26 protein-coding genes and 1 other RNA gene are annotated in these 26,238 nt (G+C 69.0%); 15 read left to right on the top strand and 12 right to left on the bottom strand.

Translation table 11 applies throughout. From position 1 onward, the window contains the following. Positions 1-100: 100 nt before the first annotated feature. The 7 genes from norR to AC07SQ_RS18325 all read left to right on the top strand — a co-directional run bounded on the left by norR (position 101) and on the right by AC07SQ_RS18325 (position 7,481). Positions 101-1,693 (top strand): nitric oxide reductase transcriptional regulator NorR, encoded by a 1,593-nt coding sequence (gene norR / locus AC07SQ_RS18355; RefSeq protein ID WP_495272296.1) that lies wholly within the window; start codon positions 101-103, stop codon positions 1,691-1,693. A gap of 59 nt (positions 1,694-1,752) precedes the next feature. After that, positions 1,753-2,121, top strand: an RNA gene (gene rnpB, locus AC07SQ_RS18350) — RNase P RNA component class A. Positions 2,122-2,280: 159 nt separating this feature from the next. Continuing rightward, on the top strand, positions 2,281-2,739 hold the full coding sequence (locus AC07SQ_RS18345; protein ID WP_139701559.1) for a MarR family winged helix-turn-helix transcriptional regulator: 459 nt from the start codon (positions 2,281-2,283) through the stop codon (positions 2,737-2,739). Positions 2,740-2,751: 12 nt separating this feature from the next. Next, a complete protein-coding gene (locus AC07SQ_RS18340; protein ID WP_495313010.1) occupies positions 2,752-4,851 on the top strand; it encodes an FUSC family protein in 2,100 nt (699 codons plus the stop codon). Further along, positions 4,848-5,054, top strand: coding sequence for a DUF1656 domain-containing protein (locus AC07SQ_RS18335; RefSeq protein WP_062483051.1), 207 nt, complete (start codon positions 4,848-4,850; stop codon positions 5,052-5,054). Before AC07SQ_RS18340 ends, AC07SQ_RS18335 begins: the two co-directional genes overlap by 4 nt. 25 nt (positions 5,055-5,079) lie before the next feature. Further along, a complete protein-coding gene (locus AC07SQ_RS18330; protein ID WP_495272298.1) occupies positions 5,080-6,003 on the top strand; it encodes an efflux RND transporter periplasmic adaptor subunit in 924 nt (307 codons plus the stop codon). Next, positions 6,000-7,481 carry an efflux transporter outer membrane subunit gene (locus tag AC07SQ_RS18325; RefSeq protein ID WP_495272299.1) on the top strand — a complete coding sequence of 494 codons (1,482 nt, stop codon included), beginning with the start codon at positions 6,000-6,002 and terminating at the stop codon, positions 7,479-7,481. Before AC07SQ_RS18330 ends, AC07SQ_RS18325 begins: the two co-directional genes overlap by 4 nt. Positions 7,482-7,511: 30 nt before the next feature. Here AC07SQ_RS18325 and AC07SQ_RS18320 read toward each other — a convergent pair whose 3' ends face one another. From AC07SQ_RS18320 to AC07SQ_RS18310, 3 genes are all read right to left on the bottom strand, one after another. Then, positions 7,512-8,081 carry a hypothetical protein gene (locus AC07SQ_RS18320; protein WP_495272300.1) on the bottom strand — a complete coding sequence of 190 codons (570 nt, stop codon included), beginning with the start codon at positions 8,079-8,081 and terminating at the stop codon, positions 7,512-7,514. An 85-nt stretch (positions 8,082-8,166) separates the two neighbouring features. Continuing rightward, positions 8,167-8,895 carry an RNA pseudouridine synthase gene (locus tag AC07SQ_RS18315; RefSeq protein WP_159278590.1) on the bottom strand — a complete coding sequence of 243 codons (729 nt, stop codon included), beginning with the start codon at positions 8,893-8,895 and terminating at the stop codon, positions 8,167-8,169. Next, positions 8,892-10,574 (bottom strand): MBL fold metallo-hydrolase, encoded by a 1,683-nt coding sequence (locus tag AC07SQ_RS18310; RefSeq protein WP_495272301.1) that lies wholly within the window; start codon positions 10,572-10,574, stop codon positions 8,892-8,894. The genes AC07SQ_RS18315 and AC07SQ_RS18310 overlap by 4 nt, the downstream gene beginning before the upstream one ends. Before the next feature lie 110 nt (positions 10,575-10,684). Between AC07SQ_RS18310 and AC07SQ_RS18305 the strand changes: the two genes are divergently transcribed. Further along, a complete protein-coding gene (locus AC07SQ_RS18305) occupies positions 10,685-11,689 on the top strand; it encodes a Bug family tripartite tricarboxylate transporter substrate binding protein (protein WP_095743580.1) in 1,005 nt (334 codons plus the stop codon). Here the strand turns inward: AC07SQ_RS18305 and AC07SQ_RS18300 are convergent, their stop codons facing one another. The 3 genes from AC07SQ_RS18300 to AC07SQ_RS18290 form a co-directional block, all read right to left on the bottom strand. Next, positions 11,690-12,520 (bottom strand): TorF family putative porin, encoded by an 831-nt coding sequence (locus AC07SQ_RS18300; RefSeq protein ID WP_495272302.1) that lies wholly within the window; start codon positions 12,518-12,520, stop codon positions 11,690-11,692. A 50-nt stretch (positions 12,521-12,570) separates the two neighbouring features. Beyond that, positions 12,571-13,518: a DMT family transporter gene (locus tag AC07SQ_RS18295; RefSeq protein ID WP_495272303.1), complete on the bottom strand. Its 948-nt coding sequence runs from the start codon at positions 13,516-13,518 to the stop codon at positions 12,571-12,573. 69 nt (positions 13,519-13,587) lie between these two features. Next, positions 13,588-14,355, bottom strand: coding sequence for a GntR family transcriptional regulator (locus tag AC07SQ_RS18290; protein WP_495272304.1), 768 nt, complete (start codon positions 14,353-14,355; stop codon positions 13,588-13,590). A gap of 167 nt (positions 14,356-14,522) precedes the next feature. Between AC07SQ_RS18290 and AC07SQ_RS18285 the strand changes: the two genes are divergently transcribed. From AC07SQ_RS18285 to AC07SQ_RS18265, 5 genes are read left to right on the top strand one after another with little or no spacing between them, the layout of a single operon-like run. Next, complete coding sequence (locus AC07SQ_RS18285; protein WP_495272305.1) at positions 14,523-14,741, top strand: DUF3311 domain-containing protein; 219 nt, start codon at positions 14,523-14,525, stop codon at positions 14,739-14,741. Continuing rightward, on the top strand, positions 14,738-16,213 hold the full coding sequence (locus tag AC07SQ_RS18280) for a sodium:solute symporter family protein (protein ID WP_495272306.1): 1,476 nt from the start codon (positions 14,738-14,740) through the stop codon (positions 16,211-16,213). The genes AC07SQ_RS18285 and AC07SQ_RS18280 overlap by 4 nt, the downstream gene beginning before the upstream one ends. A 38-nt stretch (positions 16,214-16,251) precedes the next feature. Next, the gene (locus AC07SQ_RS18275; RefSeq protein ID WP_495272307.1) at positions 16,252-17,454 is read left to right on the top strand and encodes an amidohydrolase family protein; all 1,203 of its coding nucleotides are present in this window, start codon (positions 16,252-16,254) and stop codon (positions 17,452-17,454) included. Next, positions 17,451-18,764, top strand: a complete 1,314-nt coding sequence (locus AC07SQ_RS18270; RefSeq protein WP_495272308.1) for a cyanate transporter — start codon at positions 17,451-17,453, stop codon at positions 18,762-18,764. Before AC07SQ_RS18275 ends, AC07SQ_RS18270 begins: the two co-directional genes overlap by 4 nt. Before the next feature lie 20 nt (positions 18,765-18,784). Then, positions 18,785-19,279 (top strand): nucleoside deaminase, encoded by a 495-nt coding sequence (locus tag AC07SQ_RS18265; protein WP_139702979.1) that lies wholly within the window; start codon positions 18,785-18,787, stop codon positions 19,277-19,279. Between the two features lie 4 nt (positions 19,280-19,283). Here AC07SQ_RS18265 and AC07SQ_RS18260 read toward each other — a convergent pair whose 3' ends face one another. Next, positions 19,284-20,129: a DUF7822 domain-containing protein gene (locus AC07SQ_RS18260; protein ID WP_495272309.1), complete on the bottom strand. Its 846-nt coding sequence runs from the start codon at positions 20,127-20,129 to the stop codon at positions 19,284-19,286. A gap of 131 nt (positions 20,130-20,260) precedes the next feature. On the opposite strand from AC07SQ_RS18260, the gene AC07SQ_RS18255 reads away from it, so the two are divergent. Continuing rightward, a complete protein-coding gene (locus AC07SQ_RS18255) occupies positions 20,261-20,650 on the top strand; it encodes a hypothetical protein (protein WP_495272310.1) in 390 nt (129 codons plus the stop codon). Between the two features lie 25 nt (positions 20,651-20,675). On the opposite strand, the gene AC07SQ_RS18250 is transcribed toward AC07SQ_RS18255, so the two are convergent. The 5 genes from AC07SQ_RS18250 to AC07SQ_RS18230 form a co-directional block, all read right to left on the bottom strand. After that, entirely contained in the window at positions 20,676-21,101 is a 426-nt protein-coding gene (locus tag AC07SQ_RS18250; RefSeq protein WP_070060148.1) for a PaaI family thioesterase, read from the bottom strand. Positions 21,102-21,199: 98 nt separating this feature from the next. Next, positions 21,200-21,532: a hypothetical protein gene (locus tag AC07SQ_RS18245; RefSeq protein WP_495272311.1), complete on the bottom strand. Its 333-nt coding sequence runs from the start codon at positions 21,530-21,532 to the stop codon at positions 21,200-21,202. Positions 21,533-21,717: 185 nt separating this feature from the next. Next, on the bottom strand, positions 21,718-22,656 hold the full coding sequence (locus AC07SQ_RS18240) for a M35 family metalloendopeptidase (RefSeq protein WP_495272312.1): 939 nt from the start codon (positions 22,654-22,656) through the stop codon (positions 21,718-21,720). 225 nt (positions 22,657-22,881) lie between these two features. Continuing rightward, a complete protein-coding gene (dkgB, locus tag AC07SQ_RS18235; protein WP_495272313.1) occupies positions 22,882-23,703 on the bottom strand; it encodes a 2,5-didehydrogluconate reductase DkgB in 822 nt (273 codons plus the stop codon). Between the two features lie 57 nt (positions 23,704-23,760). After that, positions 23,761-24,963: an MFS transporter gene (locus AC07SQ_RS18230; RefSeq protein ID WP_070060146.1), complete on the bottom strand. Its 1,203-nt coding sequence runs from the start codon at positions 24,961-24,963 to the stop codon at positions 23,761-23,763. 247 nt (positions 24,964-25,210) lie between these two features. On the opposite strand from AC07SQ_RS18230, the gene AC07SQ_RS18225 reads away from it, so the two are divergent. Continuing rightward, positions 25,211-26,191: a DUF4238 domain-containing protein gene (locus AC07SQ_RS18225; protein WP_495272314.1), complete on the top strand. Its 981-nt coding sequence runs from the start codon at positions 25,211-25,213 to the stop codon at positions 26,189-26,191. Positions 26,192-26,238: the final 47 nt, after the last annotated feature.

Genomic DNA, 26,238 nt, shown 5'->3' with positions numbered 1-26,238 from the left:
TCTCACGATCCGTGCCAGCCGGAAGGCCTCTGCAAGTGCTTGACGCCATTGGGGATTTATTGGGCGTGGTCAAATTAGCAACAACTTCAGCGTTGTACTTATGACCACATTGCGTGTCGATTCGACCACCGAGGCCTCACCACCCGAGCCTGAGCCCGAAGCCGAGGCTGCCCGCTACCGGTCGCTGCTCGCCGCCGCGCGGGGACTGGTCCGCTGCGATGCCGCCGCGCTGCTGCAGCTCGACGTCGACGTGCTGAAGCCCATCGCGGTCGACGGCCTGAGCGATGAAACCCTGGGGCGCCAGTTTCCCGTCGCCGCCCATCCGCGTTTTGCGCGCCTGCTCGACAGCGAACGGGGCCTGCGTTTCGCGCACGACTGCAACCTGCCCGACCCGTACGACGGCCTCGTCGCCGGCCAGCCGGGCATCCTGCCGGTGCACGACTGCATGGGCGCGCCGCTGCGCCTGCGCGGCGCCGTCTGGGGCCTGCTCACGCTGGATGCGCTGGAACCGCACGCCTTCGATGCCGTGGGCCCGGCGCAGATGGAGGCACTGATCGCCCTCGTCGAAACCGGCATCGAGGCCGCCCACACGATCCGCGAGATGCAGGCGCGCGCCATGCGCGAGCAGGCCGTCGCGCAGGCGCTGCGTGCGGGGCGTGGCGCGCCCCGCGAACTGCTGGGCAGCAGCCCGGCGATGAAGCAGCTGTGCCACGAGATCGACACCGTCGCCGTGTCCGACCTCACGGTGCTGCTGCTCGGCGAAACCGGCGTCGGCAAGGACCTGGTCGCGCAGCGGCTGCACGCGCGCTCGCGCCGCAGCGAGCAGCCGCTCGTGCAGGTCAACTGCGCGGCGCTGCCCGAGTCGCTGGCCGACAGCGAACTCTTCGGCCACAAGCGCGGCGCGTTCACCGGCGCCGTGCAGGACCGCGACGGCAAGTTCGAGATCGCCGACGGCGGCACGCTCTTTCTCGACGAGGTCGGCGAGCTGCCGCTGAGCGTGCAGGCCAAGCTGCTGCGCGTGCTGCAAAGCGGCGAGGTGCAGCGCCCCGGCAGCGACCGCATGCGCAAGGTCGACGTGCGCGTGATCGCGGCCACCAACCGCGACCTGCCCGCGGCGATCGCGCAGGGGCGTTTTCGCGCCGACCTGTACCACCGGCTGTCGGTCTATCCGCTCGTGGTCGCGCCGCTGCGCGAGCGGGGGCGCGACGTGCTCGTGCTCGCCGGCAGCTTTCTCGAGGAGAACCAGCACCGGCTGGGCGCGCGCAACCTGCGGCTCTCGCCGGCGTCGAAGGCCGCCATGCTGGCGCACGGCTGGCCGGGCAATGTGCGCGAGCTCGAGCATGTGATCAGCCGCGCCTCGCTGCGGGCGTTCCGGGAACAGCCGCGCGGCTCGCGCTGGACGGCGATCGAACCGCATCACCTGGCGCTGGACAGCGCTGCCGTCGTCGGAAGCGCCATGGCAGCGCCCGTGCAGGCCCCGGCGAACGAACACGCGGGGCCTGCCATCGCTGGCGGCACGCTGCGCGACGCGACCGAGGCCTTCCAGCGGGCCTGGCTCTTGGAACTGCTCGCCCGCCACGGCGGCCGCGTGGCCAGCGCCGCGCGCGAGGCCGGCATCGACCGCAGCAACTTCCACCGGACCTTGCGCAAGCTGGGCCTGGTGCAGGCTGGCGACAGCGAAACGCCCGGTTGAAAGTCGGCGCGCGGCACCGCCTGAAGGGTCATTGATGGAGCGGGCGATAATCGAGCGGTGAAGCACGCCAGACCGCCGCTGGTGCAAGCCCGAAAGGGACGATGCTCTGCCTTCGGGCAACAGCATCGGGTCGAAAGATCGCACTGGAGGAACGTCCGGACTGCACAGGACAGCGCAGGAGTTAACGACTCTCCACCGTGAGGTGAGGATCAGAGCAACAGAGACGAGCCGATTCAGTTCGGGTGAAACGGGCAATCTCTGCGCGCAGCAACACCAAGTAGGCCAGTATCGAGGTGGTTCCGCTGAGCTGGCGGGTAGGTGGCATCGAGCCGTTTGGCGACAAACGGCCCAGAGTAATGGCGGTCACGCCGGGGTCTTCGCAAGAGGGCTCCGGTGCACAGAATCCGGCTTATCGGCGAGCTTCACACTTTTCTTTCCCTTCCCCCTTTTCCCTGGGCCGCGCGCTGACGTCGTGCGCGGCCACGTGCAAGACTTGGTAGAAACCCGTACAATTGTTAGCAAGCTAACTAATTGATAACGCCGTGGCCGATACCGAACCCATCTCCCCGTTGCGCGAACATGCGCTGATGCGGCTCGGCACCTCGCTGTCGGTGCTCCAGCGCGGCTACCGCGCGGCGGCCGACAAGGCGGTGGCGCACGTGGGCCTGTCGCAGACGCTGGCCTGGCCGGTGGTGGTGCTCGGGCGCATGGAAGACGGCGTGCGCCAGGGCACGGTGGCCGAGGCGCTGGGCATCGAAGGGCCGTCGCTGGTGCGTTCGCTCGACCAGCTGGTCGAGGCCGGCTTCGTCGAGCGCCGCGAAGACCCGGCCGACCGCCGCGCCAAGACGCTGCACCTCACGCCCGCCGGCCGCGCCGTCTGCGAGCCCATCGAGGCCGCGCTGCGCCAGATGCGCGCCGCGCTGTTCGAAGGCATTCCCGACGAGGACATCGCCGCCACCTTGCGCGTCTTCGGCGCGCTCGAGGCCAAGCTCGGCCGCAGTGCCGCCGGCATGCAGAGCCTGCAGCAGGAAGGGCGCGGCCAGTAGATGTCCACGGCGATGACGTTGCCGCGCTTCACCCGCGCGGAAGTTCTCTTTTCCGTCAAGAGCTTCGCCGCCGCGATGCTGGCGATGTACCTGGCCAGCCGCGCCGGCCTGCCGCGCCCGTTCTGGGCGCTCATGACCACCTACGTCGTCGCCCATCCGCTGGCCGGCGCCGTGCGCTCCAAGGCGGTGTTCCGCTTCTGCGGCACGCTCATCGGCAGCGTTGCCACCGTGCTGATGGTGCCCGCGCTGTCCAACGCGCCCGAGCTGCTCACGCTGGTGCTCGCGCTGTGGGTCGGGCTGTGCCTGTATGTGTCGCTGCTCGACCGCACGCCGCGCTCGTACGTCTTCATGCTCGCGGGCTACACGGCGGCGCTGATCGGCTTTCCGTCGGTGCAGACGCCGCTCGTGCTGTTCGACACCGCCGTGGCGCGCGTGGAAGAGATCGGCCTGGGCATCTTCTGCGCCACGCTGGTCCACAGCCTCGTGCTGCCCGCGGGGCTCGCGCCCACCGTGCTGGGCCTGCTCGACCGCACGCTGAAGGACGCGCGCCAATGGATCGGCGACCTGTTCCAGCCCGGCGACCGCAGCACGCCCAAGGACGCCGACCCCAAGCGCCTGGACGACGACCGCCGCCGCCTCGCCGGCGACATCACGCAGCTGCGCCTGCTCTCGACCCACGTGCCCTTCGACACCACGCACCTGCGTTGGACCGCCGGCGCGATCCGCGCCATGCAGGACCGCGTGGCGGCGCTCACGCCCGCGCTGTCGGCCGTCGAAGACCGGCTGCAGGCGCTGGCGCAAGCCGAAGGCCGCCTCGCGCCCGACGTCACCGCCGTGCTGGCGCTGGCCGCACAGTGGCTGCGCGACGAAAGCGACCCGGCCGTCGATGCCTCCGCACGCCTGCAGGCGCTGCGCCAGGCGATCGCCGCGCTGGGCAGCGCGCAGGACGCGGGGTTTAGTCCCTGGACCCGCGCACTGCGCATCGGCCTCGCGGGCCGGCTCGAAGAACTGGTCGACGGCTGGACCGCCTGCGCCCGGCTGCGCCGCGACATCGACGAAGGCCTGAAGGGCGGCGCGCCGCTGCGCCGCACGGCCGCGCTGGGCCAGCGCGCGATGCACCGCGACCACGGCATGGCGCTGCTGTCGGCGCTGGCCGCCGTCATCGCGATCTGCGTGTGCGGCGCGTTCTGGATCCTCACGGGCTGGACCATGGGTTCGGCCGCCACCATGATGGCCGCCGTCTTCTGCTGCTTCTTCGCCACCATGGACGACCCCGTGCCCGCGATGCACGGCTTCCTGAAGTGGACGCTGTGGTCCATTCCCATCTCGGCCGTCTACGTGCTCGTGCTCATGCCCACGGTGCAGGACTTCGGCATGCTCGCGCTGGTCTGCGCGCCGCTGTTCCTGGTGCTGGGCCTGTATCTGCCGCGCCCGACGCACTTCATGGCCGCGATGGCGCTGGTCTTCGGCGTGTCGGGCACGCTGGCGATGCACGACACCGCCAGCGCCGACCTCGTGAGCTTCATCAACAGCATGACCGGCCAGATCGTCGGCGTGGTGATGGCCGCGCGCGTCACGCGGCTGGTGCGCTCGGTGGGCGCCGACTGGAGCGCGCGCCGCATCCAGCGCGCCACCTGGCGCGAGCTCGGCGACATGGCCGCCTCCACCCAGCCGCAGTACGCGCAGAGCGACGCCTACGCCGTGCGCATGCTCGACCGCATCGGCCTGCTGGCGCCGCGCATCGCGCAGGCCGGCGGCACCGTCGAGGGCGTGGCTGCCAACGACGCGCTGCGCGACCTGCGCATGGGCGCCGACATCGCCGTGCTGCAGCGCGTGCGCGCCCAGCTGCCGATGGCCACCTCGGCCGCGCTGCTCGGCGGCATTGCGCGGTTCTTCCGCCAGCGCGGCGAAGGCCGCATGGCGCCGCGTCCGGCGGCGCTGCTGCCGCAGATCGATGAAGCGCTGGCGGCCGTGCTCGCCGCGCGCGACAGCTCCACCGCCTCGCGCGCCGCCGTCACCGCGCTGGTCGGCCTGCGCCGCAACCTGTTTCCCGACGCACCGCCTTCGCTCGCGGCTGTGTCTTCCTCTTCACCGCAAGGAGCTTCCGCATGATCGGCGAAGCCAGTTTCTACGGGCTCTACGTGCCCTGGCTCATGCTGCTGGCCGGCGCCGCGCTGCTCGCCCTGTGGGGCGTGCGCCGGCTGCTCGCCGCCACCGGCCTGTACCGCTGGGTGTGGCACCCGGCGCTGTTCGACATGGCGCTGTACCTGCTGCTGCTGTACGGCCTGAGCCGCCTCACGGCGCACCTGCAATGACAACGCAAACCACACAGAGATTTCCATGAAAGCCAACCCCTTCGCAGACAACCCCCGGGCCCAGAGCCTGCTGCGCGTTCTCCTCACCGTGGCCGTGGTGGCCGCCGCCGTCTGGGCGGGCTTTCGCCTGTGGGACCACTACGAGCTCGCACCGTGGACGCGCGACGGACGCGTGCGCGCCAACGTGGTCCAGATCGCACCCGACGTCTCGGGCCTCGTCACGGCCGTGCCGATCCGCGACAACCAGCCGGTCGCCGCCGGCACGCTGCTGTTCGAGGTGGACCGCGCGCGCTACGACCTCGCCGTGCGCCAGGCGCAGGCCGCGCTCGCCGCGCAGCGCGCCGTGAGTGCGCAGGCCCAGCGCGAGAACGCGCGCAACACGGGGCTCGACGAGCTGGTGTCCAAGGAGTCACGCGAACAGACCCGCGCCCGCGTCGAGCAGGCGCAGGCCGCCGTCGCGCAGGCCGAGGTGGCGCTCGATTCGGCGCGCCTGAACCTGCAGCGCGCCGAAGTGCGCGCGCCGGCCGACGGCCTCGTCACCAACCTCGACCTGCGCCAGGGCAGCTACGCCGCCGCGGGCCGTCCGGTGCTCGCGCTGGTCGATGCGCAGTCGTTCTACGTCGAGGGCTACTTCGAAGAAACCAAGCTGCCGCGCATCCACCTGGGCGACCGCGTGCGCGTGACGCCGATGGGCGGCGGCGCGGTGCTCGAAGGCGCGGTCGACAGCGTGGCCGCCGGCATCGCCGACCGCGACCGCTCCACCAGCGCCAACCTGCTGCCCAGCGTGAACCCGACCTTCAACTGGGTGCGGCTGGCGCAGCGCATCCCGGTGCGCGTGAAGCTCGACCCGCTGCCCGAGGGCGCGCGCCTCGTGGCCGGCCAGACGGTCACGGTGCAGGTCCTCGAACACGACACGGCCCACGCTGCCGCCGCACCGAAGAAGGGATGACCGCCATGACCCGCTTCGCCTTTCGCATGGCTTCGCTCGCGGTCGCGGCCGGGCTCGCGGCCTGCGCGGCGGTCGGCCCCGACTACCGGCAACCGCCCGAGGCGCTGGCCAGCCAGCCGGCTGCCGGCAAGCCGTTCGCCGAAGCATCGGCCAACGCCGCGCCGCTGCCCGCGCACTGGTGGCGCCTGTACCACGACCCGCTGCTCGACCGGCTCGTCACCCAGGCCCTTGCGCACAACACCGACCTGCGCCAGGCCGTCGCCAACCTCGAGCGCGAACGCGCCATCGAAACTGAAGTGGCCGGTGCCAAGTACCCCACCATCGGCGTGAACGGCGGGCCGTCGTTCGGCCACGTCTCGGGCCTGTCGCTGCTGCAAAAGGGCTACGAGCCGCCGAACACCTTCAACTACAGCGCGGGCGCGTCGCTGTCGTACCAGGTCGACCTGTTCGGCCAGATCCGCCGCGCCATCGAGGCCTCGGCCGCCAGCAGCCAGGCCGCCGAAGCCGCGCTCGACCTCGTGCGCGTGAACGTTGCGGCGGGCACCGCGCGCGCCTACGCCGAGGCCTGTTCGGCCGGCCTGCGGCTGCAGATCGCGCAGAAGTCGGTTGCGCTGCAACAGGACGCCGTGAACGTCACCGAGCGCCTGCAGCGCGCGGGCCGTGCCGGCGCCATCGACGCCGGCCGCGCGCGCGCCCAGCTCGCGCAGCTCGACGCCGCGCTGCCGCCGCTGAAGGCCCAGCGCCAGGGCGCGCTCTACCGCCTGGCCACGCTCACCGGCGCGCTGCCGCAAGACTTTCCGCGCGAGGTGGCCGACTGCACCACGCCGCCGCGCGTGGCCGGCGCACTGCCGGTGGGCGATGGCGCCGCGCTGCTGCGCCGCCGGCCCGACATCCGCCAGGCCGAGCGCAGCCTCGCTGCCTCGACCGCGCGCATCGGCGTGGCCACGGCCGACCTCTATCCGAAGGTGACGCTGGGCCTGTCAGGCTCGTCGGCCGGCCATGCCACCGGCTTCGGCCGCCAGGACACGCTGGCCTGGAGCGTCGGCCCGCTGATCTCGTGGACCGTGCCCAATACCGGCGCCGCGCAGGCCCGCATCGCGCAGGCCGAGGCCGGCACGCGCGCCGCGCTCGCCAAGTTCGACGGCACCGTGCTGACGGCGCTGCGCGAGACCGAGACCGCGCTCGGCACCTACGCCCGCGAGCTCGACCGCCGCGCCGCCCTGCAGGCCTCGCGCGACGAAAGCGCCAAGGTCGCCGCGCAGGCGCGCCAGCTGTACCGCAACGGCCGCACCGCCTACCTCGACGCGCTCGACGCCGAGCGCGCACTGGCCGGCGCCGACGCCGCATTGGCCGCCAGCGAGGCGCAGCTGGCCGACGACCAGGTCGTGCTGTTCATGGCGCTCGGCGGCGGCTGGGAGCCGGCTGATGACGCGCTCGCACAAGGCCAACAAGACAAGCCCGCCACGACCGTCCGCTGAGCGGCACGCGCCGCTCGCCGGTCACACCGCTCAGCGCGTGAACAGCCAGCCGCCCTTGGGCTGGCGCGTCAGCTCGTGGCGCTTGATGGCGCGCTCCTCGCCGTCGTCGCCCACGTAGACCACCTCGAAGCGCAGCAGCCGGGGTGACACCAGCTTCCAGTTCTGGATGCGCTGCACCGTCACGCAGGCGGTCTTGTCGTGGTACTGCATCTCGGCCATCGGCCCGCCCTGGAAGCCCGTGCCGTCGAACAGCCGACCCGGGGCCGCGAAGGGGTTGAGCACCGCGCCGTTGCGCGCCGTGATGCAGCCTTCGGTGCGCAAGAAGGATTCGATGGTCGGCGACGCGCTCCCCACCACCTTGCCCACCGCGGGGCTCGGGGGCTTGCCGCCGACGGCTTCGCGGATGCGATCCACCTGCACCGCGGTGATCGGCGCGAGGCCGTCCTTGGAAACCACGGCGGGCGGGGCGGCTGTTGTCGCTTCGGTCGGCGAACCGACCGGCGCGTCCGGGAACAGCAAGGCCGTGAGGTAGCTGCAGCCCGCCAGCAGCGTCAGGGGCAGGGTGCAGGCCAGGGTGCGGATCGGTGTGCCGAACTTCATGGTGCTGGTATCTCCCGTGTGCGGCGCGGGGCCGCTGTCTTCAGGTGGCAGTTTGCGGTGCTGCCTCGTCGTCCTCAAGCCGCTTTCAAAAACGCTCGTTCGGCGCCAGGTAGCGCCACTGGCCCGGCTGCAGCCCGGCCAGCGAGACGCGGCCCACGCGCAGGCGCCGCATGGCGACGATGCGCAGGTTCACGCCGTCGCAGATGTGCGCGATCTGCCCGGGCCGCGCGCCCTTGAGTGCAAAGCGCAGGCCGGTCTGCTCGGGCGACTGCCGGCCGATGCTCACGCGCGCGGGCGAACGCTCCAGCCGCGCCAGCACCTCGGGGCTCACCGGGCCGGCCACGTCGACCATCACTTCGTGTTCGAGGATGCCCGCGTCTTCCTGCAGTTTGCGCTCGATGCGCCATTCCTGCGTGTAGGCCACGAGGCCGCTGGCGCCGGTTTCGAGCGGCGTCATGCAGCGCTGGCCGCGCGCATGCGCCGGCAGGAAGCGCTGGCCCTCGCGCTCGGGCTCGTGGTGGTTGGCGGCCACCAGCAGCTGGTGGGCGTTGTCGGTCGGCATGCCGGCGGGCTTGTAGAGCACCATCGTCACCGGCACCACGGGCTCGGGCCGCGCGCCGGCGGCGATCTCGACCTGCTGGTGCGGCTGCACGCGCGACTGCGGCAGCAGGGCGGGCACGCCGTCCACGCGCACTGCGCCGTTCTCGATGAGCAGCTCGGCCTCGCGGCGCGACACCTGGGCCATGGCGGCCACGCGCTTGGCCAGGCGCACGCCTTCGTCGTCGGGCGCAGAGGGGCGGTTCGAGCGGTTCATCGCGCGTCGGCCAGTTGACGGATGCGCGCCACGTGCGCCGCCAGCGAACGCGCCGCCACCGGCCACATGCGCTCGGGCACGTCGTCGTAGGCGAGCGGCAGCCACTGCTCGGGCGTGCCGTCGGGCAGCCGCTGCATCGCGGCGGCGATCTTGGCCTCGCGCCTGAGGCGGTGCGCCTTCAGGTGCGCGATGGCCGTGCGCGCAAAGCCGATCACGTAGCCGTGCGCCGGCAGGATGAAGTCGATGCCGCCGGCCGCGCAGGCCGCGTCGAGCTTGTCGAGCGAATCGAGGTACGCCGTCATGTCGCCGTCCGGCGGATCGACCACCGTCGTGCTGCCGTTGAGGATGTGGTCGCCCGAGAACAGCAGGCCGTCTTCTTCCAGCACCAGGCACAGGTGGTTGGCCGCGTGGCCGGGCGTGTGGATGGCGCGCAGCGTGTGCACGAGCGGCGTGCCGTCGGGCGCGGTGCCCGAGAGCACCAGCCGTTCGCCGTCGGCCAGCTCGCGCTCGGCGCTGAAGCGCGCGGTGGAACGGGCCGTGGGCGCGGACGACAGGCCCAGGATCGGCGGCTTGCGCTCTGCAGCGCACAACGCCTGCAGCGGCGCGGCGCCCGGCGAGTGGTCGGCGTGCGAGTGCGTGCAGACGATCAGGCGGATGTCGCCCTGCGTGGCTTCGATCAGCCGTGCGAGGTGCGTCGCGTCGTTCGGGCCCGGGTCGATCACGAGGTAGCCGGTGGCCGCGTCGCCCACGAGATACGTGTTGGTGCCCGGGCCGGTCATGGCGCTGGGGTTCGGCGCCGTGAGGCGCTGCACGTTCTTCAGCAACGCCACGGGCTGCGTGCTCTGCCAGTCGAGCGCGTGCGCGATCTGGCCGTCGGGGCACACCAGCGCGAGCTCGCCGAAGGGCGACTCGTGTTCCATGTAGCGCGCGTCTTCGCCCTTGAGCAGGCCGGCGCGCGGGCAGCTGGTCCACAGCGGCCTCTCCTGGCCGTCGGCACCGGGCGCGCAGGCCGCGAGCACCGCATCGACCGTCGCATAGGCCGCCATGCGCTGCAGCGTGCGGATGGTCGGGAAGATCATGAAGAAGCTGCCCGCCTCGTGGCGCGCCAGCGCGTCGGCCGGGCGCACCCAGCAGGGCTCGAACTGCTCGCTCTCGTCGGCCGTGGGCACCTGGCCCTCGGGCATGCGTGCCACCAGGAAGGGCACGTCGAAGCGCTTGGGCAGGTCGCGGTCGGTGATCCAGTGCGCGAAGGTGAAGACCTGGTCGGCCGACAGCACCAGGCCGCGCGCCGCGCACTGGTCGGCGAAGGCCGTGCCGGCGGTGGCGTTGCGGTCCATCGCGGCGACCTCGCCGGCAGTCACGGCGCGGCCGTCGGCGTGGCGGGCCAGCAGGATGCCGAGTTCTTCGAAGGCCTCGCGGATCGCGGCGATGGCCTGCGTGTGTTGCGTGTCGCTTTGCGTGGCGCGGCGTGCCGCGATGCGCGCGGCGGCGGCGTCGGCCGCGTCGATGTGGCCCCCCGGAAAGACGTAGGCACCGGGTGCGAAGCTCGCGGTGGCCGAGCGGCGGGTCATCAAGACCTCCAGGCCGGCGTCGGTGTCGCGCAGCAGCAGGACGGTGGCGGCGGCGCGCACGGGCACCGGTTCGCGATGGGTGTGGAGTTGTTGTGTGGGGCGGACCATGGAGCGATTATGGAGAGGCAAGGGGCGCGGTGCATAAGCACATGTGCAAACAGATATCAGCCGCGCGCCACAATCGGCGCCTGCACCGTCCGCCTCGAAGAAAGACCGACATGGCCCATTCTCCCTTCCCGCGTCGCGCCCTGCTGGCCGCTGGCGCCTTGCTCTGCACCGCTGCCGCATCGACCCTGGCGCTGGCCCAGCCCGACTGGCCGCAACAACCCGTCACACTGATCATGGGCTTCCCGGCCGGCTCGGGCGTCGACGTGGTCGCCCGCGCCATCCAGGAGCCGCTGTCGCGCCAGCTCGGCAAGCCCGTGATCATCGACTACAAGTCGGGCGCCGCCGGCAACATCGCCAGCGAGTACGTCGCGCACGCCAAGCCCGACGGCTACACGCTTTCGTTCGGCACCGCCGCCACGCACGGCAGCAACGCTGCGCTGTACAAGAAGCTGCCCTTCGACGTGGAGGCCGACTTCGTGCCCGTGGCGCCCGTGCTCGACGTGTCGAACGTGCTCACCATCAACCCCGACGTGATCAACGTGCGCACGCTCAAGGAGTTCGTCGAGCTGGTGAAGGCCAACCCCGGAAAGTACAACTACGCCTCCACCGGCAACGGCGCGGGCACGCACATGGCCTTTGCCGAGTTCAACTCGCGCCTGGGCCTGAACATGGTCCACGTGCCCTACAAGGGCGGCCCCGAGGCCATCACCTCGGTGGTGCGCGGCGAGACCTGCTGCATCATGAACCAGGTGCAGACCGTGCTGCCGCACTACAAGGCCGGCAAGGTGCGCCTGCTGGGCGTGACCACCGCCACGGCGGTGCCGGCCGTGAAGGAGGTGCCGACCATCGCCTCCAGCGGCCTGCCCGGCACCAAGGGCTTCGACAGCGCCATCTGGTTCGGCATCTTCGCGCCCAAGGGCACCGACGCGCACATCGTCGACAAGCTCAACGCCGCCGTGAAGACCGTGCTCGAGCAGCCCGAGATCCGCGAGCGCTTCGAGAGCCAGGGCAACACCGTGCGCATCGAGTCGCCCGCCCAGTTCAAGAAGACCGTGCACGCCAACCGCGTGAAGTGGGCCGAGGTCGCCAAGGCGGCGAACATCAGCATCGACTGATCACAGCGTCTTGGTCAGCGTGAGGATGAAGCGGGCCTTGTTCGGCGAGTAGGTCGTCTGGCCGACGGTGCCGAAACCGTAGTCGAAGCCCGGGTTGGCCACGGAAACGTACGAACTCTTCTTGTTCGCGCCCTGCACCGAGCCGGTCAGCGTGAGGCCGCTGCCGAAGTCGTACGTCGCGCCGACGTTGTAGTCCACGTAGCTCCTGTAGCCCAGGCTGCGGATGTCGCTCGACATGTTCGTGTAGCCCACGGCCGCCTTCAGCGTGACCTTGGGCACGATCTCCTTGCTGTAGGCCAGGTTCAGGTAGCCGGTGTTGCGGCCCGTGCGGCCCGAGCCGGTCTTGGCACCGGCATAACCGAAGTAGTCCTTCGACACCGTGTGCGAGTACTTCAGCGTGAACGAGCCGAGCGTGGCGTCGGTGTAGCCCGCGCTGGCGTACAGCTCCGTCGTGTTGCCCGTCGAATTGCCCGGGTACAGGTAGGTGAGGGCGCCCACGTCCATGTCGAGCGGGCCGGCCTTGAACTTGTAGCCGCCGTACAGGTCGCTCTCGAGGCTGTTGCCCTTGAGCCAGTTGACGCTGGAGTTCCAGTTGCCGATGTAGAAGCCGCTGTCGCCGAAGGTGTAGTCGAAGCCGCCCTGCACGGCGGGCTTGAAGCCGCGGGTCTTGGCGTAGTCGTTCTTGCCCAGCGTGTCCTGGTCCTGGCCGCGGAACTTGTAGTTCGTGGTCAGCGCCACGTTGCCCGTGAGCTGCGCGTTGGCGAGCATCGGCAGGGCGAACAGGGTGGGAAGAACGAGCACCGGCAAGGCGGTGCGAAGGAGGTGTTTCATCGAAAGAATTCGCTAACGGATGGAGGAGCCGGCAGCGTAGAAGCGCGGGTCTAAAAGCCGCGTAAAAAACGAAGGCCCCGGCGCAAAAGTTGTGTGTCGGGCATCGTCATCGCGACCACGCCCACCACCACACAGGCCAGCCCGATCCACGCCGTGGGCGCCAGCGTCTCGCCCAGGCACACCACGCCGATCGTCACGCCGATGGGCACGCGCAGGTAGGCCTGCGCCGAGGTCGACATCGGCCCCAGCGTCTTGATGAGCCGGAAGTAGATCGTGAAAGCCAGCGCCGTGGAGAGCACCGCCAGCGCCAGCACGGCGAGCACCGAGGCGGTGGAGGGGGCGAGCGTCCAGGGCCTGTCGATCGCCAGGCTCGCGGGCACGAGCAGGGCCGCGCCGCTCAGCAGCGAGCCGGCCGCGGGCACCATCGGGTCCAGGCCCTTGAACACGCGGCCGAACATCGCGGCGCAGCCGTAGCAGACGGCGGCCACCACCAGCGCCAGCTGCGCCAGCAGCGAATGCCCCAGCCCCTGCAAGGCCTCGAAGCCCACGATCAGGCAGATGCCCGCCAGCCCCGTCCCCACGCCGAAGAGGCGCTGCAGCGTGGGCTTGCCCGCCCCGCCCAGGCCCCAGCCCAGCAGGAAGATGAAGATCGGCGAGGTCGAGTTGAGGATGGTCGCCAGCCCCGCATCCACGCTGCGTTCGGCCCACGCGATCAGCCTGAACGGCAGCACGCTGTTCAGGCAAGCCTGCAGCGCGAAGCGCCGCCATGTCGCGCCATCTGTTGGCAAGCGCACGCCGCGCACGCGCAGCATCAAGAGCAGCAGCAACCCCGCGATCAGGGTGCGCGCCGCGATCAGCGTGACCGGCGGGATCGTCGCCACGCCGATCTTGATGAAGGTGTACGAGGCGCCCCAGCAGGTCGCGAGCACCGCGAGCAGCGCCCATTCGAAGGCAGGGGCGTGGGGGCGGCCTGAGGCGGCGAGCGGGGTCGTTGGCATGGTGCGCCGATCTTCGCGAGACCGGCCCCTCGACACTTCGCTGGTGGACGAAATGTGGGCGCGAAAGCCTCAGTGATCGTGGCCGTGGCTTCGCGCCGGGGCACTGCCGTTCAGCAGCGCCGCCAGGTCGACTTCCTGCTCCGCCGCCGCGCCTGCGATCACGCGCTGCTCCAGCTCGTCCAGGTGCTCCAGCGCCACGGCCAGCGCGGCGTCGAGCGAGTCGCCCATGAGCGCTTCGATGATCTGTTCGTGCTCGCGCGGCGCGCAGCTCGCGGCCTCGGCCGAGTCGTACAGCGCCTTGTACAGCTCGGTGTTCGCAATCAGCCGCCGGATGTACGACAGCAGCTCGTCGCTGCCCGCCATCTGCGCCAGCAGCAGGTGGAAGTCGCCGGCCAGGCGGATCGCGTCCTCGCGCCGGCCTTCCTTGAACGCCTTCTGCTCCGCCTGCACGTGCTTGCGCAGCGCGGCCACCTGCTCGCGCGCCAGCCGGCCGAACAGCGTGGCGACCAGCCCGGCCTCCACGATGCGGCGCGCGCGGTAGATGCCGCGCATGTCGTCGATCGACGGGTTGGGCACGAAGGCGCCGCGGTTGTGCTCCAGCACCAGCCGCCTTTCGGAGCCCAGCCGCGCCAGCACCTTGCGCACCGCGCCGCGCGTGCAGCCCAGCGCCTCGGCCAGCGCGCGCTCGCGCAGCGGCGTGCCGGGGCGCAGCTTGCCGCTGAGCAGCGCCTTGGACACGGCGGCGTAGACGCGCTCGTCCACGTTCGCGTCGTCAGCGGACTCGATGGGTTCGGTCGAAGGGGCGGGCGTGGCGGATCGGCGGGTGGCGGCAGGCATGGGCCTGCGGATTATTGCCTGCACCCCGTCACCTCCGGGAAAGCCCCCGGATTGACGCGGCCCGCCCGGCTCCGTACCATTTGCGCCGTTTGGTTAACCAAAATATACAAAATGGTTAACCAAAAGAAGATCGAATTTCCAACCACCCGAACACACAGAGACATCCCATGAAACTCGCCAAATGGCTGGCCCTGCTGCCGGTCGCCGCCTTCTTCAGCGGGGGATGGCTGTCGTCCGTCGCGCCCACCTTCGTGCTCGGCATGCCCTTCCTGATGGTCTGGAACGTGAGCTGGCTGGTGCTGACCTCGCTGGTCATGGTGGTCATCGACCGCGCCGAGGGTGACCTCGACGCGCAGGACGCGCAATCTGCAGGAGACGCGCGATGAACGCCGCACTCGGCGTGATCGCGCTCTTCGTGGCCGGCGCCCTCGGCCTGGCCGTGCTCGCGCGGCGCGGGCGCACCATGAGCCTGGAGCAATGGGCGCTGGGCGGGCGCGGGCTGGGCACGATCATGGTGTTCCTGCTCATGGCGGGCGAGTCGTTCTCGACCTTCACCTTCCTGGGCGCCAGCGGCTGGTCGTACAGCAAGGGCTCGCCGGCCTTCTACATCCTGGCCTACGGCGGCCTGGCCTACCTCATGGCCTTCTGGATGCTGCCGGCCATCTGGCGCTACGCCACCGCGCACAAGCTGGTGTCGTTCTCCGACTTCTTCGCCCACAAGTACGACAGCCGCCCGCTCGGCGTGCTGGTGTCGGTGGTCGCGCTCATGGGCATGGTGGCGCTGCTCACCATCCAGCTGCGCGGGCTGGGCATCATCGTGTCGGAGGCCTCGTACGGCTCCATCGCGCCGCAGGTGGCGATCTGGATCGGCACGCTGGTGATGGTCAGCTACATCCTGTTCTCGGGCATCCACGGCTCGGCCAGCATCGCCATCGTGAAGGACATCCTGATCCTCGTGCTCGCCGTGTTCCTGGGCGTGTACCTGCCGTGGCACTACTACGGCGGCGTCACGCCGATGTTCAGCGCCATCCACGCGGCCAACCCCAGCTTCTTCGAGTTTCCGAAAGAGGGCCTGAACCTCACCTGGTACAACTCGACCATCCTGCTCACGGCGCTGGGCTACTACCTGTACCCGTTCAACCTGACCTCGGTGTATGCCGCGCGCAGCGCGAGCGCGGTGCGCCGCAACACCATCCTGATGCCGCTGTACCAGGTGGTCATCGCCTTCCTGTTCCTGGTGGGCTTCGCGGCCATCCTGCAGGTGCCGGGGCTCAAGGGCTCCGAGGTCGACCTGGCCCTGTTCGGCCTCGTGAAGCACACCTTCGATCCGTGGTTCGTCGGCGTGATCGGCGGCACGGGCGTGCTCACCGCGCTGGTGCCGGGCTCGATGATTTTGCTCACCGCTTCCACGGTGATCGGCAAGAACGTCTACAAGGAAGGCTTCGCGCCCCATGCCACCGACAAGCAGGTCTCGCGCGTGGCGCGCGGCGTGCTGCCCCTGTTCGCGCTGGTGGCCGTGTACTTCGTGCTGCGCGGCGGCACCACCATCGTGGCCGTGGCCATCTTCGCGTCGAGCCTGCTCACGCAGCTGCTGCCCTCGCTGCTGTTCAGCCTGCGGAAGAAACCCTTCGGCAGCAAGCACGCCGCCTTTGCGGGCATCCTCGCGGGCGGTGCGGTGCTGGCCTTCACGATGACCACCGGCGCGAACCTCGGCACGCTGTTCCCGGCGGCGCCCGTGGTCTTCAAGTCGCTCAACACCGGGCTGGTGGCGCTGGCGGTCAACGCGCTGGTCTTCGTGGCGGTGGCGCTCGTCACGCCGCGCGTGCTGCCGCGCACCGTGGCGGCGCAACCCGCCTGACCGGTCTTCTCTTGCCTCTGACCCACGAACGAAACCGAATGACCCAGCTATTGATCCGCAACGTGCGCCCCCTGGGTGCGTCTCCTGTCGATGTGCGCGTGCACGACGGCCGCATTGCCGAGATCGGCGCGGCGCTGGCCGCGCCGGCCGGCGCCACCGTCGAAGACGGCGAGGGCGCCTTGCTGCTGCCCGGCCTCGTCGAAGGCCACACCCACCTCGACAAGACGATGTGGGGTATGGACTGGTACCGCAACGAGGTCGGCACCCACCTCACCGACAAGATCGAGAACGAGCGCGCCTTCCGCCACGCCAGCGGGCACGACGCCGCCGCGCAGTCGCTGGTGCTGGCCAAGGCTTTTCTCGCGCTCGGCACCACGCGCCTGCGCACGCACGTCGACGTCGACACCCAGGCCGGCCTGCGCCACCTCGAAGGCACGCTGCGCACGCGCGAGACGCTGCGCGAGGTGCAGCAGATCCAGGTCGTCGCGTTTCCGCAGTCGGGCCTGCTCGGGCGTGCCGGCACGCCCGAGCTGCTCGACCAGTCGCTGGCCCTGGGCGCCGACGTGCTCGGCGGCCTCGACCCCTGCGCCATCGACGGCGACCCCGTGAAGTCGCTCGACGTGCTCTTCGGCATCGCCCACAAGCACCAGCGCCCCGTCGACATCCACCTGCACGAGCCCGGCGCCATGGGCGCCTTCTCGCTCGAGCTGATCCTGCAGCGCACCGAGGCGCTCGGCATGCAGGGCCAGGTCGCGATCAGCCACGGCTTCTGCCTGGGCGACGTGAGCGAACGCGAGCGCGACGTGCTGCTCGCGCGCATGGCCAAGCTCGGCGTGGTGCTCATCACCAGCGCGCCGGCCTCGCGCAACGTGCCGCCGCTCATGGCGTGCCGCGCGGCCGGCGTCACCGTGCTCGGCGGCAACGACGGCATCCGCGACACCTGGTCGCCCTACGGCAACCCCGACATGCTTGAGCGCGCCATGCTCATCGGCCTGCGCTACAACCTGCGCCGCGACGACGAGCTCGAAGTGGCGCTCGACACCGTCACCCATTCCGGCGCGCGCGGCTGCGGCTTCACGGCCTACGGGCTCGACGTGGGCTGCCGCGCCGACCTCGTGCTGGTCGACGCGCAAACGCCCGCGCAGGCCGTGGTGAGCCGCCCGGTGCGCAAGCTCGTGGTGTCGGGCGGCCGCGTGGTCGCGCGCCACGGCACGCTCGTGCCCGGCGCCGTGCCCGCGTGAGCCGCGCCACGCTCCCCGCATCCGACAACCCGCGCACCGGCGCGGGCCCGGTCTTCTTCGCCTGCGTGGTCGTGCTGGTGGCGCTCAACCTGCGCGCCTTTCTCACGTCGAGCAGCCCCTTGCTCGAACCGATCCGCGCCGCGACCGGCATCGGCTTCCACGCCGTCGCATTGCTCACCGTGCTGCCGATGTTCGCGATGGGCGCGGTGTCGCTGTCGGGCGCGGCCGTGGGCCAGCGCCTGGGCGCGCGCGGCGGCATCGCGCTCGGGCTCGGCGCCATCGCGCTGGCCTGCGCCAGCCGCTACGTGGCGGGCGGCGCCGCGGCGCTGCTGTGGAGCGCCGCGCTCGCGGGCGCGGGCGTGGGGCTGGTGCAGGCGCTCATGCCCGGCGTGGTCAAGCAGGCCTACCCCGCGCGGCTCGGCCTCATGACCGGGCTCTACTCGGCCGCCATCATGGGCGGCGGCGGGCTCGGCGCCATGGCCAGCCCGTGGCTCGCGCGCGCCGTGGGCGGCGATGCGCAACTCGACTGGCACGCCGGCCTCGCCATGTGGGCGGTGCTCGCGGTCGTGGCGCTGGCGGCCTGGCTGCGCGGTGCGCGACAGCTGCCGTCCGCGTCGTCATCCGTGCGCGCCGCCGACCCCTCGCTCGACCGCGCCTGGCTGCGCTGCTTCGGCCACCGCCGCGCGTGGCTGCTGGCGCTGTGCTTCGGCCTCATCAACGGCGGCTACACCAGCCTCGTCGCGTGGCTGCCGCATTACTTCCACGCCGAGCGCGGCTGGACGGCGCAGCAGGGCGGCGCTGTGCTCGCGCTCATGACGCTGGCGCAGGTCGTCGGCGCGCTCACCCTGCCGGCGCTTGCGCGGCGCGGCGGCCAGCGCGACCTGCGGCGCTGGCTGGTTGGGGCGCTGCTGGCGCAGCTCGCGGGCTTTGCGGCGCTCGGGCTTGCGCTGCCCGTGCCAGCGGCCGTCATCGCCGTCGTGCTCGGCGCGGGCCTGGGCGGTGCGTTCTCGCTGTGCATGGTGCTCGCGCTCGACCACCGGCCCGACCCCGCGCAGGCCGGCGCGCTCGCGGGCTTCATGCAGGGCGTGGGCTTCATGATCGCGGCGCTCGCGCCCTTCGTCACCGGCTGGGTGCGCGAGCAGACCGGCGGCTTCACCATGGCCTGGGCCTACCTGGCCGCCGTCACCGTGCTGCTGCTGCCCGCCGTGCTGCGCTTCGACCCGCGCCGCTACGCCAGCGCCACCGCCGGCCTGTTCGACGCGCAGGCCGCGCCCGCGCCGTCCCCCATCGAGCAGGCCCGCAAGGCCTGAGACAAACGGAGATCCGACCCATGTACAACGAACACTTCATGCAGCGCGCCCTGGCCCTTTCGGCCCGTGCACTCCAGGAACCCGGCACCGAGCCCTTCGGCGCGGTCGTCGTCAAGAACGGCGAGGTGGTGGGCGAGGGCTTCAACCACTCCGTCGCGCACCACGACCCCACCTCGCACGGCGAGGTCGAGGCCATTCGCGATGCCTGCCGCCGGCTGGGCACCGTCGACCTGTCGGGCTGCGAGCTCTACACCTCGTGCGAGCCCTGCGCCATGTGCGTGGCGGCCATGCACATCGCGGGCATCGGCCAGCTGTACTACGCGGCCACGCTCGCGCAGTCGGGCGACGCCTTCAAAGGCGTGACCGTGGCGGCGCGCCACCCGATCGACGTCGATGTGCTGCGCACCGAAGCCGGCGCACCGCTGGCCGCGCGTGCGCAACCGGCCGAGCAGAAGATGGACGCCGAGGCCGTGCGCATCCTCTCGGCGTGGGCCGAGCCGCGACGCGGCAACTGACACGCTACGCGGCCGCAGCATCGCCACGCGTGGCCGCTTCGAACTCGGCGCGGTTGAGCAGGCCGAAGTACAGCACGTCGTACCACTGCAGCCCCAGCGGATATTCCGTGGCGCGGCTGCGCGTGCTGTCGCAGTCGTCGTCGAAGCGCAGCCCGAAGAACGCATCGAGCGGGGCCGCCTGCTTTTTCGCACCGGCTTCGCGCAGCAACTGCGCCGCTGCCGCGATGTCTTGCGGCAGCGCATCGAGCGCGGCGCCGGCCTGCTGGCAACGCGCGAGCTCCTTCTCGACGCAGGCCCGCAGCGGGGCTTCTTCCGATTCGGTCATGGTGTCGAGCTCGACCGTCTCCAGCAGCAGGTGCTCGTTGCGGTGGGCTTCGAGAAAAGCCAGGGTCTCGTCCAGCCAGCCCGGCAGCTGCGTCGAGCCCGTCGCGGGCGCGACAGCCGCAGGCGGTGCCTTCGGTGCGGCGGGCGGCGAGAACCAGCCCTTGAGCCGATCGACGAACGACGTGGCCTTCGGCGCGGCCACGACGGGTGGGGCAGCGGGTGCGGGCGCAGGCACCGGCGCTTGCGCCGCCAGGTACCGCACGATGTCGCTCAAGCGCTTCACCCGCGCAAAGCCCGGCTCGAAGCGGCCGCTGATCGCGTACAGCCTGACCTTCTCATCCCCCTCGTCGCTGTCGAGTCCGTCGGAGATCAGCGACGCGCACAGTTGCGGGTCGCCCGACATCAGCAGCCGGTACATGAACGGAATGTCGTAGTTCCATTCGGACAGGCCCGAGATGGTTTCGGGCCGGTCCGTGTACGCCGTGGGCCGGTTGGTGAGGCTGTAGAGGTAGGAGCGATTGGCCATGGATCAAAGTGTGAATGGCGGCTGCAATGCGAACGCGTCGCCGTGACAAGAATGAAGAAGAGCCACCCCTTGCGAAGCGGCCTTCGGCCTGGTCGGCAGATTCTGCCTTCGCCAGATTTACACTCCGCCCCATGCAAGGAAAGCAAGGCAACGGCGAGGTTCAGCGCGGTCTGCAGCCCGTGGTGGAGCTGCGGTCTGAAGGCGCGTCGTACCTGTATTCCGTGCGCGCGCCGCGCTCCAAGGGCGTGATCCCGCCCAGCTCGTACAGCCACACCGGCTTTGCCAGCGTGGCCGATTGCCTGCGCGACATTGCCCGCGCGCTCGGGGGCAACTTCAGTCGCATCTATGTGCGCCTCGAAGGCCACTGCGTCGGCGAGCGCGACATTGCCGAGCTGCGCAAGGCGCCCGACATCGTCGCGGCCGAACTGCAGGCGCTGTGCCGTGCGGTGATCGCCGAGCAGCAGAAGCAGCAACAACAACAAGAACAGCCCAGCGAAGTCACCGCCACGCCGCGCTGCTAGCCGCGCGAAGCGGGGTGCCGTCAGCTTACTGCGGCACGTTCACGATGGTCGCCTGCATCATCGCCACCACCTTGTAGTCCGTGTCGCCCGCCTTCGCGAAGGCACGCACTTCGCCCGTGCACACCGCGAGCAGCTTGCCCGAGCTTTGCACCCGGCCCACGGCCAGGAAGCGTTCGCCCAGCGCGGGCCGCATGAAGTTGATCTTGAACTCCGCCGTCACCACGTCGCAGCCCTGCGGCGCCTTCGTGAGCCCCGCGTAGCCGCAGGCGCTGTCGACGATGCTCGTCACCGCGCCCGCATGCACATAGCCGCGCTGCTGCGACAGCGCCTTCGAGAACGGCATCTCGATGTGCACCTCGCCGTCGCCCACATGCACCAGCCGCGCGCCGAGCGTGGCCATCAGGCCCTGTGCGTTGAAGCTGTCGGAGATGCGGGTGTGGAGGTCGGTCATGGCTGGCAGGGAAAAGAAGCAGAAGAAAAGGGTGCCGGTGGAGGCGCCCCGAGGGGGCACTGCATTCTGCCGCGCGGCGTCATTTCTGTTTTCGGACCTCAGCCGCTCGCCCCGGTCGAGTGCCGCGGAGCCGGTGCCTTGTAGAGCGGGTCACCCATCTGGCAGGTGCATTCATGCGGACAGGCCGGCAAGAAGTCGAGCTGAACGCCGAGGGCCCGCTGGTTCTCTACCGACTTGTTCGCAGACGGCTCACGGCCGACAACGTGGCTGGTTTTCGGAAGATCGATCCTGGCGGTGAATTGCAGGTTCTCCCGAAGCACGCGGGCCACGTTGCGACCTCGTTCCAAACCCAGCCCGTGAGGGCGATGGTCACGCTCCCCGGGCTCGACCGAGGCTCCGACATAGATCGCCTCATGGTTGGGATAGCGCATTCGAAGCTCTGTCATCCAGCTGCCAAGCCGTAGCACTTGATCGGCCGATACGGCCGCGGAGTCTCGGTCGAAGTACACGTAGAAGACCTTGATGGGACTGCATGCGAGCACGGCGGTCGGCCCGAGTGTTGCCAGAGCGAGAGCCACGCCCCTCAGAGATTTCAGATGCCTGATCACGGTGTGCCTTAGCGGGTAACGCCAAGAATATAGGCCGCAAGGCTGTCTGCATTCAGCCGGGACTTGAATTCCTTCGCATGCTCTCTGGAGTTCGAGGTTCCGTACCAGGTGTCGTCCGAGCCAAAGGTGTCATCGAAGTGGGTGACCTCATGGATCAGCGTCAGCAATCGCGAGTCACCGTCCAGCACGGCACCTGTGTCGAAGTTGGTCTTGTTGTCGAACCTGAAATTGCAGAAGACAAGCGCGATCGCCACAGTGTGGGTGCCCGTGTCCGGTTTGCAGACTGCCGCGGCGGCGCCGTTCGCGCTGGGCAGAACGCAGGTCGCCACCTTGCCGTCTTCCGTGTATCGAATGAAGTTTTTCGCTTCCATGCCTTGAAGCACACGGATGCATGCGGACAGGCCTTTCTGCAGATGTTCGCGGATGCCTTGATCGGCCACGCCAAACCATTCGCTCACCCGGGCCTGGGCCCCCTTGTCCCATCGCTCCAGTTCAGGGAGCCGCTTTTTCGCGATGTAGTCGACCGCCATGTCGCGCAGCTTCATCACCAAGGCGGCGAACTCCTTGTTCGTCATGTTCGGGCAGATTCTTTCGGTCTGCGCCGCTTCGGGTGGATGCGTGACGCCTTCGTCCACCGCCTGCTTCAGGGCTGCCATCTCCGCTGAAGGCACGGTGACTGCCGTCATCGCCGATGCCATCAGATTCGTCTGCGCCGTAGCAGCCTGCCAGGCCCCGTCGTCGCAGGTCGACGTGTGCTGAAGTGTGGCAACCAGTGGCTGCGGCACCGGACAGTGGCAGACCACCACGTCTCCCTCCAGCGCAGCCTCCGAGATGAATCGAGGGCGCCGTGTCCCTCCGGCCTTGGCAATGATGCCGACGCTGTTGCAGCCCTCGCAATAGGCCCTGCCGCCGATCAGGGCGACCCGATGCCCGTGCAGGTCGAACATGGGTCCGCTGTACGGAAGGATTCGACCACCAGGGACTGGTGGGTCTCCAACCACAAGAATCTTTCGCTCCATTCGATACGCTCCCGTTTGATGACGGGGCGTTGTATGTGGGCGAGCGCGCTAACACTGTTGTCTATCGTCAACCGGTTGGGAGCGCGTCATCGGCGCACGTGCGACCCGCGAATGCGGGTCGCACAAAAAGCGGCTGGGGAATGGCTGGGGTGATCAATCCCACGCCGGCGACAGCCCTTGCGGATCGGTCAGCCGCTCGCCGCGGTCGAGCGCGGCGATCTGCGCCATCTCGGCCTCGGTCAGCGTCAGTTGCTGCGCCTTCAGGTTGCTTTCGAGGTTCGCGCGCTTCGTCGACGAAGGAATCACCGCGTAGCCCAGCTGCATCGCCCAGGCCAGCACCACCTGCGCGGGCGTGGCGCCGTGCGCCGTGGCAATCGCGCCGATCACCGGGTCGTTCAGCACCTTGCCGTAGGCCAGCGTCATGTACGAGGTGATGCGGATGCCCTGGCTCTGCGCGAAGGCCGCCACCTTGCGGTTCTGCAGGTAGGGGTGCAGCTCGATCTGGTTCGTGGCAATGGCCGGCGCGCCCACGGCGGCAATGGCCTCCTGCATCAGCGCGATGTTGAAGTTCGACACGCCGATCTGCTTCGTGAGCCCCAGCGCCTGGGCCTCGGCCAGCGCGCCCATGAACTCGGCCACCGGCACGGCGTTGCCGGGCGAGGGCCAGTGGATCAGCGTCAGGTCCACATGGTCTGTGCGCAGCTTGGCGAGGCTGTCTTTCAGGCTGGGCACCAGCTTGCCTTTCGCGTAGTGGTCGGTCCAGATCTTGGTGGTGATGAACAGGTCGTTGCGGGCCACGCCGCTTTCGGCAATGGCCTGGCCCACCTCGGCTTCGTTGCCGTAGATCTGTGCCGTGTCGATCGTGCGGTAGCCCAGGTCGAGGCCGCTCTTCACCGAGTCGATCACCACCTGGCCCTGCAGGCGGAAGGTGCCGAGGCCGAAGGCGGGAATGGAAGAGTTGTTGTTCGTGGTCATGGCGTGTGTTGTCCTTGTGCGTTCAAAGAAAGGGAAAAGAAGAGGGAGGAAGAAGGCTCAGTGCCCGACCGGCACCGGCCCCGAGGCGCGCACCGGAATGCCGGCACGGCGGTCGAGCGAGCCGCTCCACTGCGTGAGGGCCAGAGAGACCAGCACGACGAGTGCGCCGATCCAGGGCGTGTGCATCAGCCCGAGGTGCGTCACGATCAGGCCGCCGGCCCAGGCCGCGCCGGCAATGCCCAGGTTGAAGGCCGCGATGTTCAGGCCCGAGGCCACGTCCACCGCCTGCGGCGTGAAGCGCTCGGCCTGCTTCACCACGTACACCTGCAGCCCCGGCACGTTGCCGAACGCCACCGCGCCCCACATCAGCACCGCCACCAGCGCCAGCCACTTGTGCGGCGCCGCGAAGTTGAAGACCAGCAGCACGGCCGCCAGCAGCGCAAAGATGATCTTCAGCGCCGGAATCGGGCCCATGCGGTCGGCCAGCTTGCCGCCCCAGATGTTGCCCACCGCCACCGAGATGCCGTACACCAGCATCACCCAGCCCACCGCGCCGGCGCTGAAGCCCGACACATCAGTGAGGATCGGCGCCAGGAACGTGAACGGAATGAACGAGCCGCCGTAGCCGATGGCCGTCTTGGCATACACCAGCAGCAGGCGCGGCTCGGCCAGCACCTTGGCTTGTTGCGCCAGCGAGGCCGGCGGCGTGTGGCGGATGTTGCCCGGCACGAAGATCCAGCTGCCGATGAAGGCGACCACGCCCAGCGCCGACACCGCCAGGAAAGTCTCGCGCCAGCCGAAGTGCTGCCCGATGAACGTGCCCAGCGGCACGCCCGTGACCAGCGCCACCGTGAGGCCCGTGAACATGATCGCGATGGCGCTCGCCGCCTTTTCCTTCGGCACCAGGCCGGTGGCAATCGTCGAGCCGATCGAGAAGAACACCCCGTGCGCCAGCCCCGTGAGCACGCGGGCGGCAATCAGCGATTCATAGCTGGGCGCCTGCCACGCCAGCAGGTTGCCGACCGTGAACAGCGCCATCAGCCCGAGCAGCAGCGCCTTGCGCGGCAGCTTGCCCGTGAGGGCCGTGAGCACCGGCGCGCCAATGGCAACGCCCAGCGCATAGAGGCTGACCAGCAGGCCCGCCGAGGGAAGGCCGATGCCGAGGTCGGCAGCGACGGTGGGAATGAGGCCAACGATGACGAACTCGGTCGTTCCGATGGCGAAGGCGCTGAGGGTCAGCGCGAGTAAGGCGATTGGCATGAGAGCACTCCTTGTGGGATGAGGAGGAGTGTCTTGCGGTTACCTTTGCGGATAAATGGGGTTAAATGCAGAAGATAGTTGACTTGGTGGCAAATATGTCTGAAGGCCAATTTTGAAGGGCTGACCGTGAGTTGTTGACTCGGGCAGTCCAAGTGAGCATTTCAGAAGTAGATAGCCCTTTCGCATCCCATTTGTGGGGGTGACTCGATCAAATACCATGACTGGAGTCGAAATCAGAAGAGACCAAATGACCGCCGCAAAAATTCAGCACTATGTTCCTCAGTTTCTCCTGCGAAATTTTGGGACGGGAAAGAAAGACCAAGTTTTTGTCTTCGAGAAGCGATCGGGTAAGACTTTCACCGCGAATGCTAAGAACATCGCAAGCGAGAGTCGCTTTTATGATTTTCAAACTGAGGATCGTGCGATTTCTCTAGAGCCCTATTTGTCCAAGCTTGAATCCGCTGCGAAGCCAGTTTTTCAGTCAGTTCTTGATGCAGATTCACTCAAAGGACTGGATGCAGATGACAAATTTGTTTTGGCTGAATTTTTCTCGGTTCAACTCGTGCGTACGCGAGCCTTTCGAGAGCAGTGGGCTGAGTTTCCTCGAATGCTGCGAGAGCATCTGAGGAGAGCGGGTGATGAAGTGGCACTTGGATCGCAAGCAGAAGAGCTGCTCAAAGAACCATCTGAGAACGACTTGAAAGCTCAGACGGGAAAATTTCTAGTCAACGCCCCAAGCATGTTCGTCGAACACTTTCTCAGCAAGGTATGGGGGCTTGCTGCCACATCAAAGAAGGACCCTTTCATACTTGGGGATCACCCTCTTGCGATGCAAAACAGACGCGACATATCACCACGCGGCAATGTCGGGCTGGCAGCCCCTGGAATTGAGGTGTACTTTCCGTTGAGTCCAACGCGCGCCTTAGTGCTCTGGTGTTCAACGTTGGCTGATACGGTGTTTAGCGGAGCAGATAAATTGCGACGCATGCCGCCTGGGATGATGAAAGCTCAGATCGAGCACCCCGAGGAGATCCTTCTCCTTGATTCCGCTTTGCGCAACGGCACGCCAATCTCGTATCGGCCTCAAAACGTAGAGAACTTCAACTCGCTACAAGTGAAATGGAGTGAGCGTTATCTCTTCTCATATGCTGATCACTTTGATCTAGCTAGGCGGATGCTGAGTGAGCATCCAGAGTTGAAGAAGGGGCCACGCATGCAGGTCAACTAGGCGCGGCAGCTGTTCCAAAAACGCTTGAGGACGACCACCTTGTTCGG

The sequence above is a fragment of the Variovorax sp. GW821-FHT06D12 genome (assembly GCF_059419205.1).
This window is presented reverse-complemented; position numbering and strand designations above follow the sequence as displayed.

Coding starts and splice junctions, on each gene's coding strand:
- AC07SQ_RS18250 (WP_070060148.1), bottom strand. CDS start 21,101: ATGACCGACCTCCACACCCGCATCTCCGACAGCTTCAACGCACAGGGC.
- AC07SQ_RS18345 (WP_139701559.1), top strand. CDS start 2,281: ATGCGGCTCGGCACCTCGCTGTCGGTGCTCCAGCGCGGCTACCGCGCG.
- AC07SQ_RS18335 (WP_062483051.1), top strand. CDS start 4,848: ATGATCGGCGAAGCCAGTTTCTACGGGCTCTACGTGCCCTGGCTCATG.
- AC07SQ_RS18275 (WP_495272307.1), top strand. CDS start 16,252: ATGACCCAGCTATTGATCCGCAACGTGCGCCCCCTGGGTGCGTCTCCT.
- dkgB (WP_495272313.1), bottom strand. CDS start 23,703: ATGACCACGAACAACAACTCTTCCATTCCCGCCTTCGGCCTCGGCACC.
- AC07SQ_RS18245 (WP_495272311.1), bottom strand. CDS start 21,532: ATGCGCTATCCCAACCATGAGGCGATCTATGTCGGAGCCTCGGTCGAG.
- AC07SQ_RS18255 (WP_495272310.1), top strand. CDS start 20,261: ATGCAAGGAAAGCAAGGCAACGGCGAGGTTCAGCGCGGTCTGCAGCCC.
- AC07SQ_RS18290 (WP_495272304.1), bottom strand. CDS start 14,355: ATGCCTGCCGCCACCCGCCGATCCGCCACGCCCGCCCCTTCGACCGAA.
- AC07SQ_RS18265 (WP_139702979.1), top strand. CDS start 18,785: ATGTACAACGAACACTTCATGCAGCGCGCCCTGGCCCTTTCGGCCCGT.
- AC07SQ_RS18300 (WP_495272302.1), bottom strand. CDS start 12,520: ATGAAACACCTCCTTCGCACCGCCTTGCCGGTGCTCGTTCTTCCCACC.
- AC07SQ_RS18305 (WP_095743580.1), top strand. CDS start 10,685: ATGGCCCATTCTCCCTTCCCGCGTCGCGCCCTGCTGGCCGCTGGCGCC.
- AC07SQ_RS18260 (WP_495272309.1), bottom strand. CDS start 20,129: ATGGCCAATCGCTCCTACCTCTACAGCCTCACCAACCGGCCCACGGCG.
- AC07SQ_RS18320 (WP_495272300.1), bottom strand. CDS start 8,081: ATGAAGTTCGGCACACCGATCCGCACCCTGGCCTGCACCCTGCCCCTG.
- AC07SQ_RS18310 (WP_495272301.1), bottom strand. CDS start 10,574: ATGGTCCGCCCCACACAACAACTCCACACCCATCGCGAACCGGTGCCC.
- AC07SQ_RS18340 (WP_495313010.1), top strand. CDS start 2,752: ATGACGTTGCCGCGCTTCACCCGCGCGGAAGTTCTCTTTTCCGTCAAG.
- AC07SQ_RS18225 (WP_495272314.1), top strand. CDS start 25,211: ATGACCGCCGCAAAAATTCAGCACTATGTTCCTCAGTTTCTCCTGCGA.
- AC07SQ_RS18230 (WP_070060146.1), bottom strand. CDS start 24,963: ATGCCAATCGCCTTACTCGCGCTGACCCTCAGCGCCTTCGCCATCGGA.
- AC07SQ_RS18295 (WP_495272303.1), bottom strand. CDS start 13,518: ATGCCAACGACCCCGCTCGCCGCCTCAGGCCGCCCCCACGCCCCTGCC.
- AC07SQ_RS18240 (WP_495272312.1), bottom strand. CDS start 22,656: ATGTTCGACCTGCACGGGCATCGGGTCGCCCTGATCGGCGGCAGGGCC.
- AC07SQ_RS18325 (WP_495272299.1), top strand. CDS start 6,000: ATGACCGCCATGACCCGCTTCGCCTTTCGCATGGCTTCGCTCGCGGTC.
- AC07SQ_RS18330 (WP_495272298.1), top strand. CDS start 5,080: ATGAAAGCCAACCCCTTCGCAGACAACCCCCGGGCCCAGAGCCTGCTG.
- AC07SQ_RS18280 (WP_495272306.1), top strand. CDS start 14,738: ATGAACGCCGCACTCGGCGTGATCGCGCTCTTCGTGGCCGGCGCCCTC.
- norR (WP_495272296.1), top strand. CDS start 101: ATGACCACATTGCGTGTCGATTCGACCACCGAGGCCTCACCACCCGAG.
- AC07SQ_RS18285 (WP_495272305.1), top strand. CDS start 14,523: ATGAAACTCGCCAAATGGCTGGCCCTGCTGCCGGTCGCCGCCTTCTTC.
- AC07SQ_RS18315 (WP_159278590.1), bottom strand. CDS start 8,895: ATGAACCGCTCGAACCGCCCCTCTGCGCCCGACGACGAAGGCGTGCGC.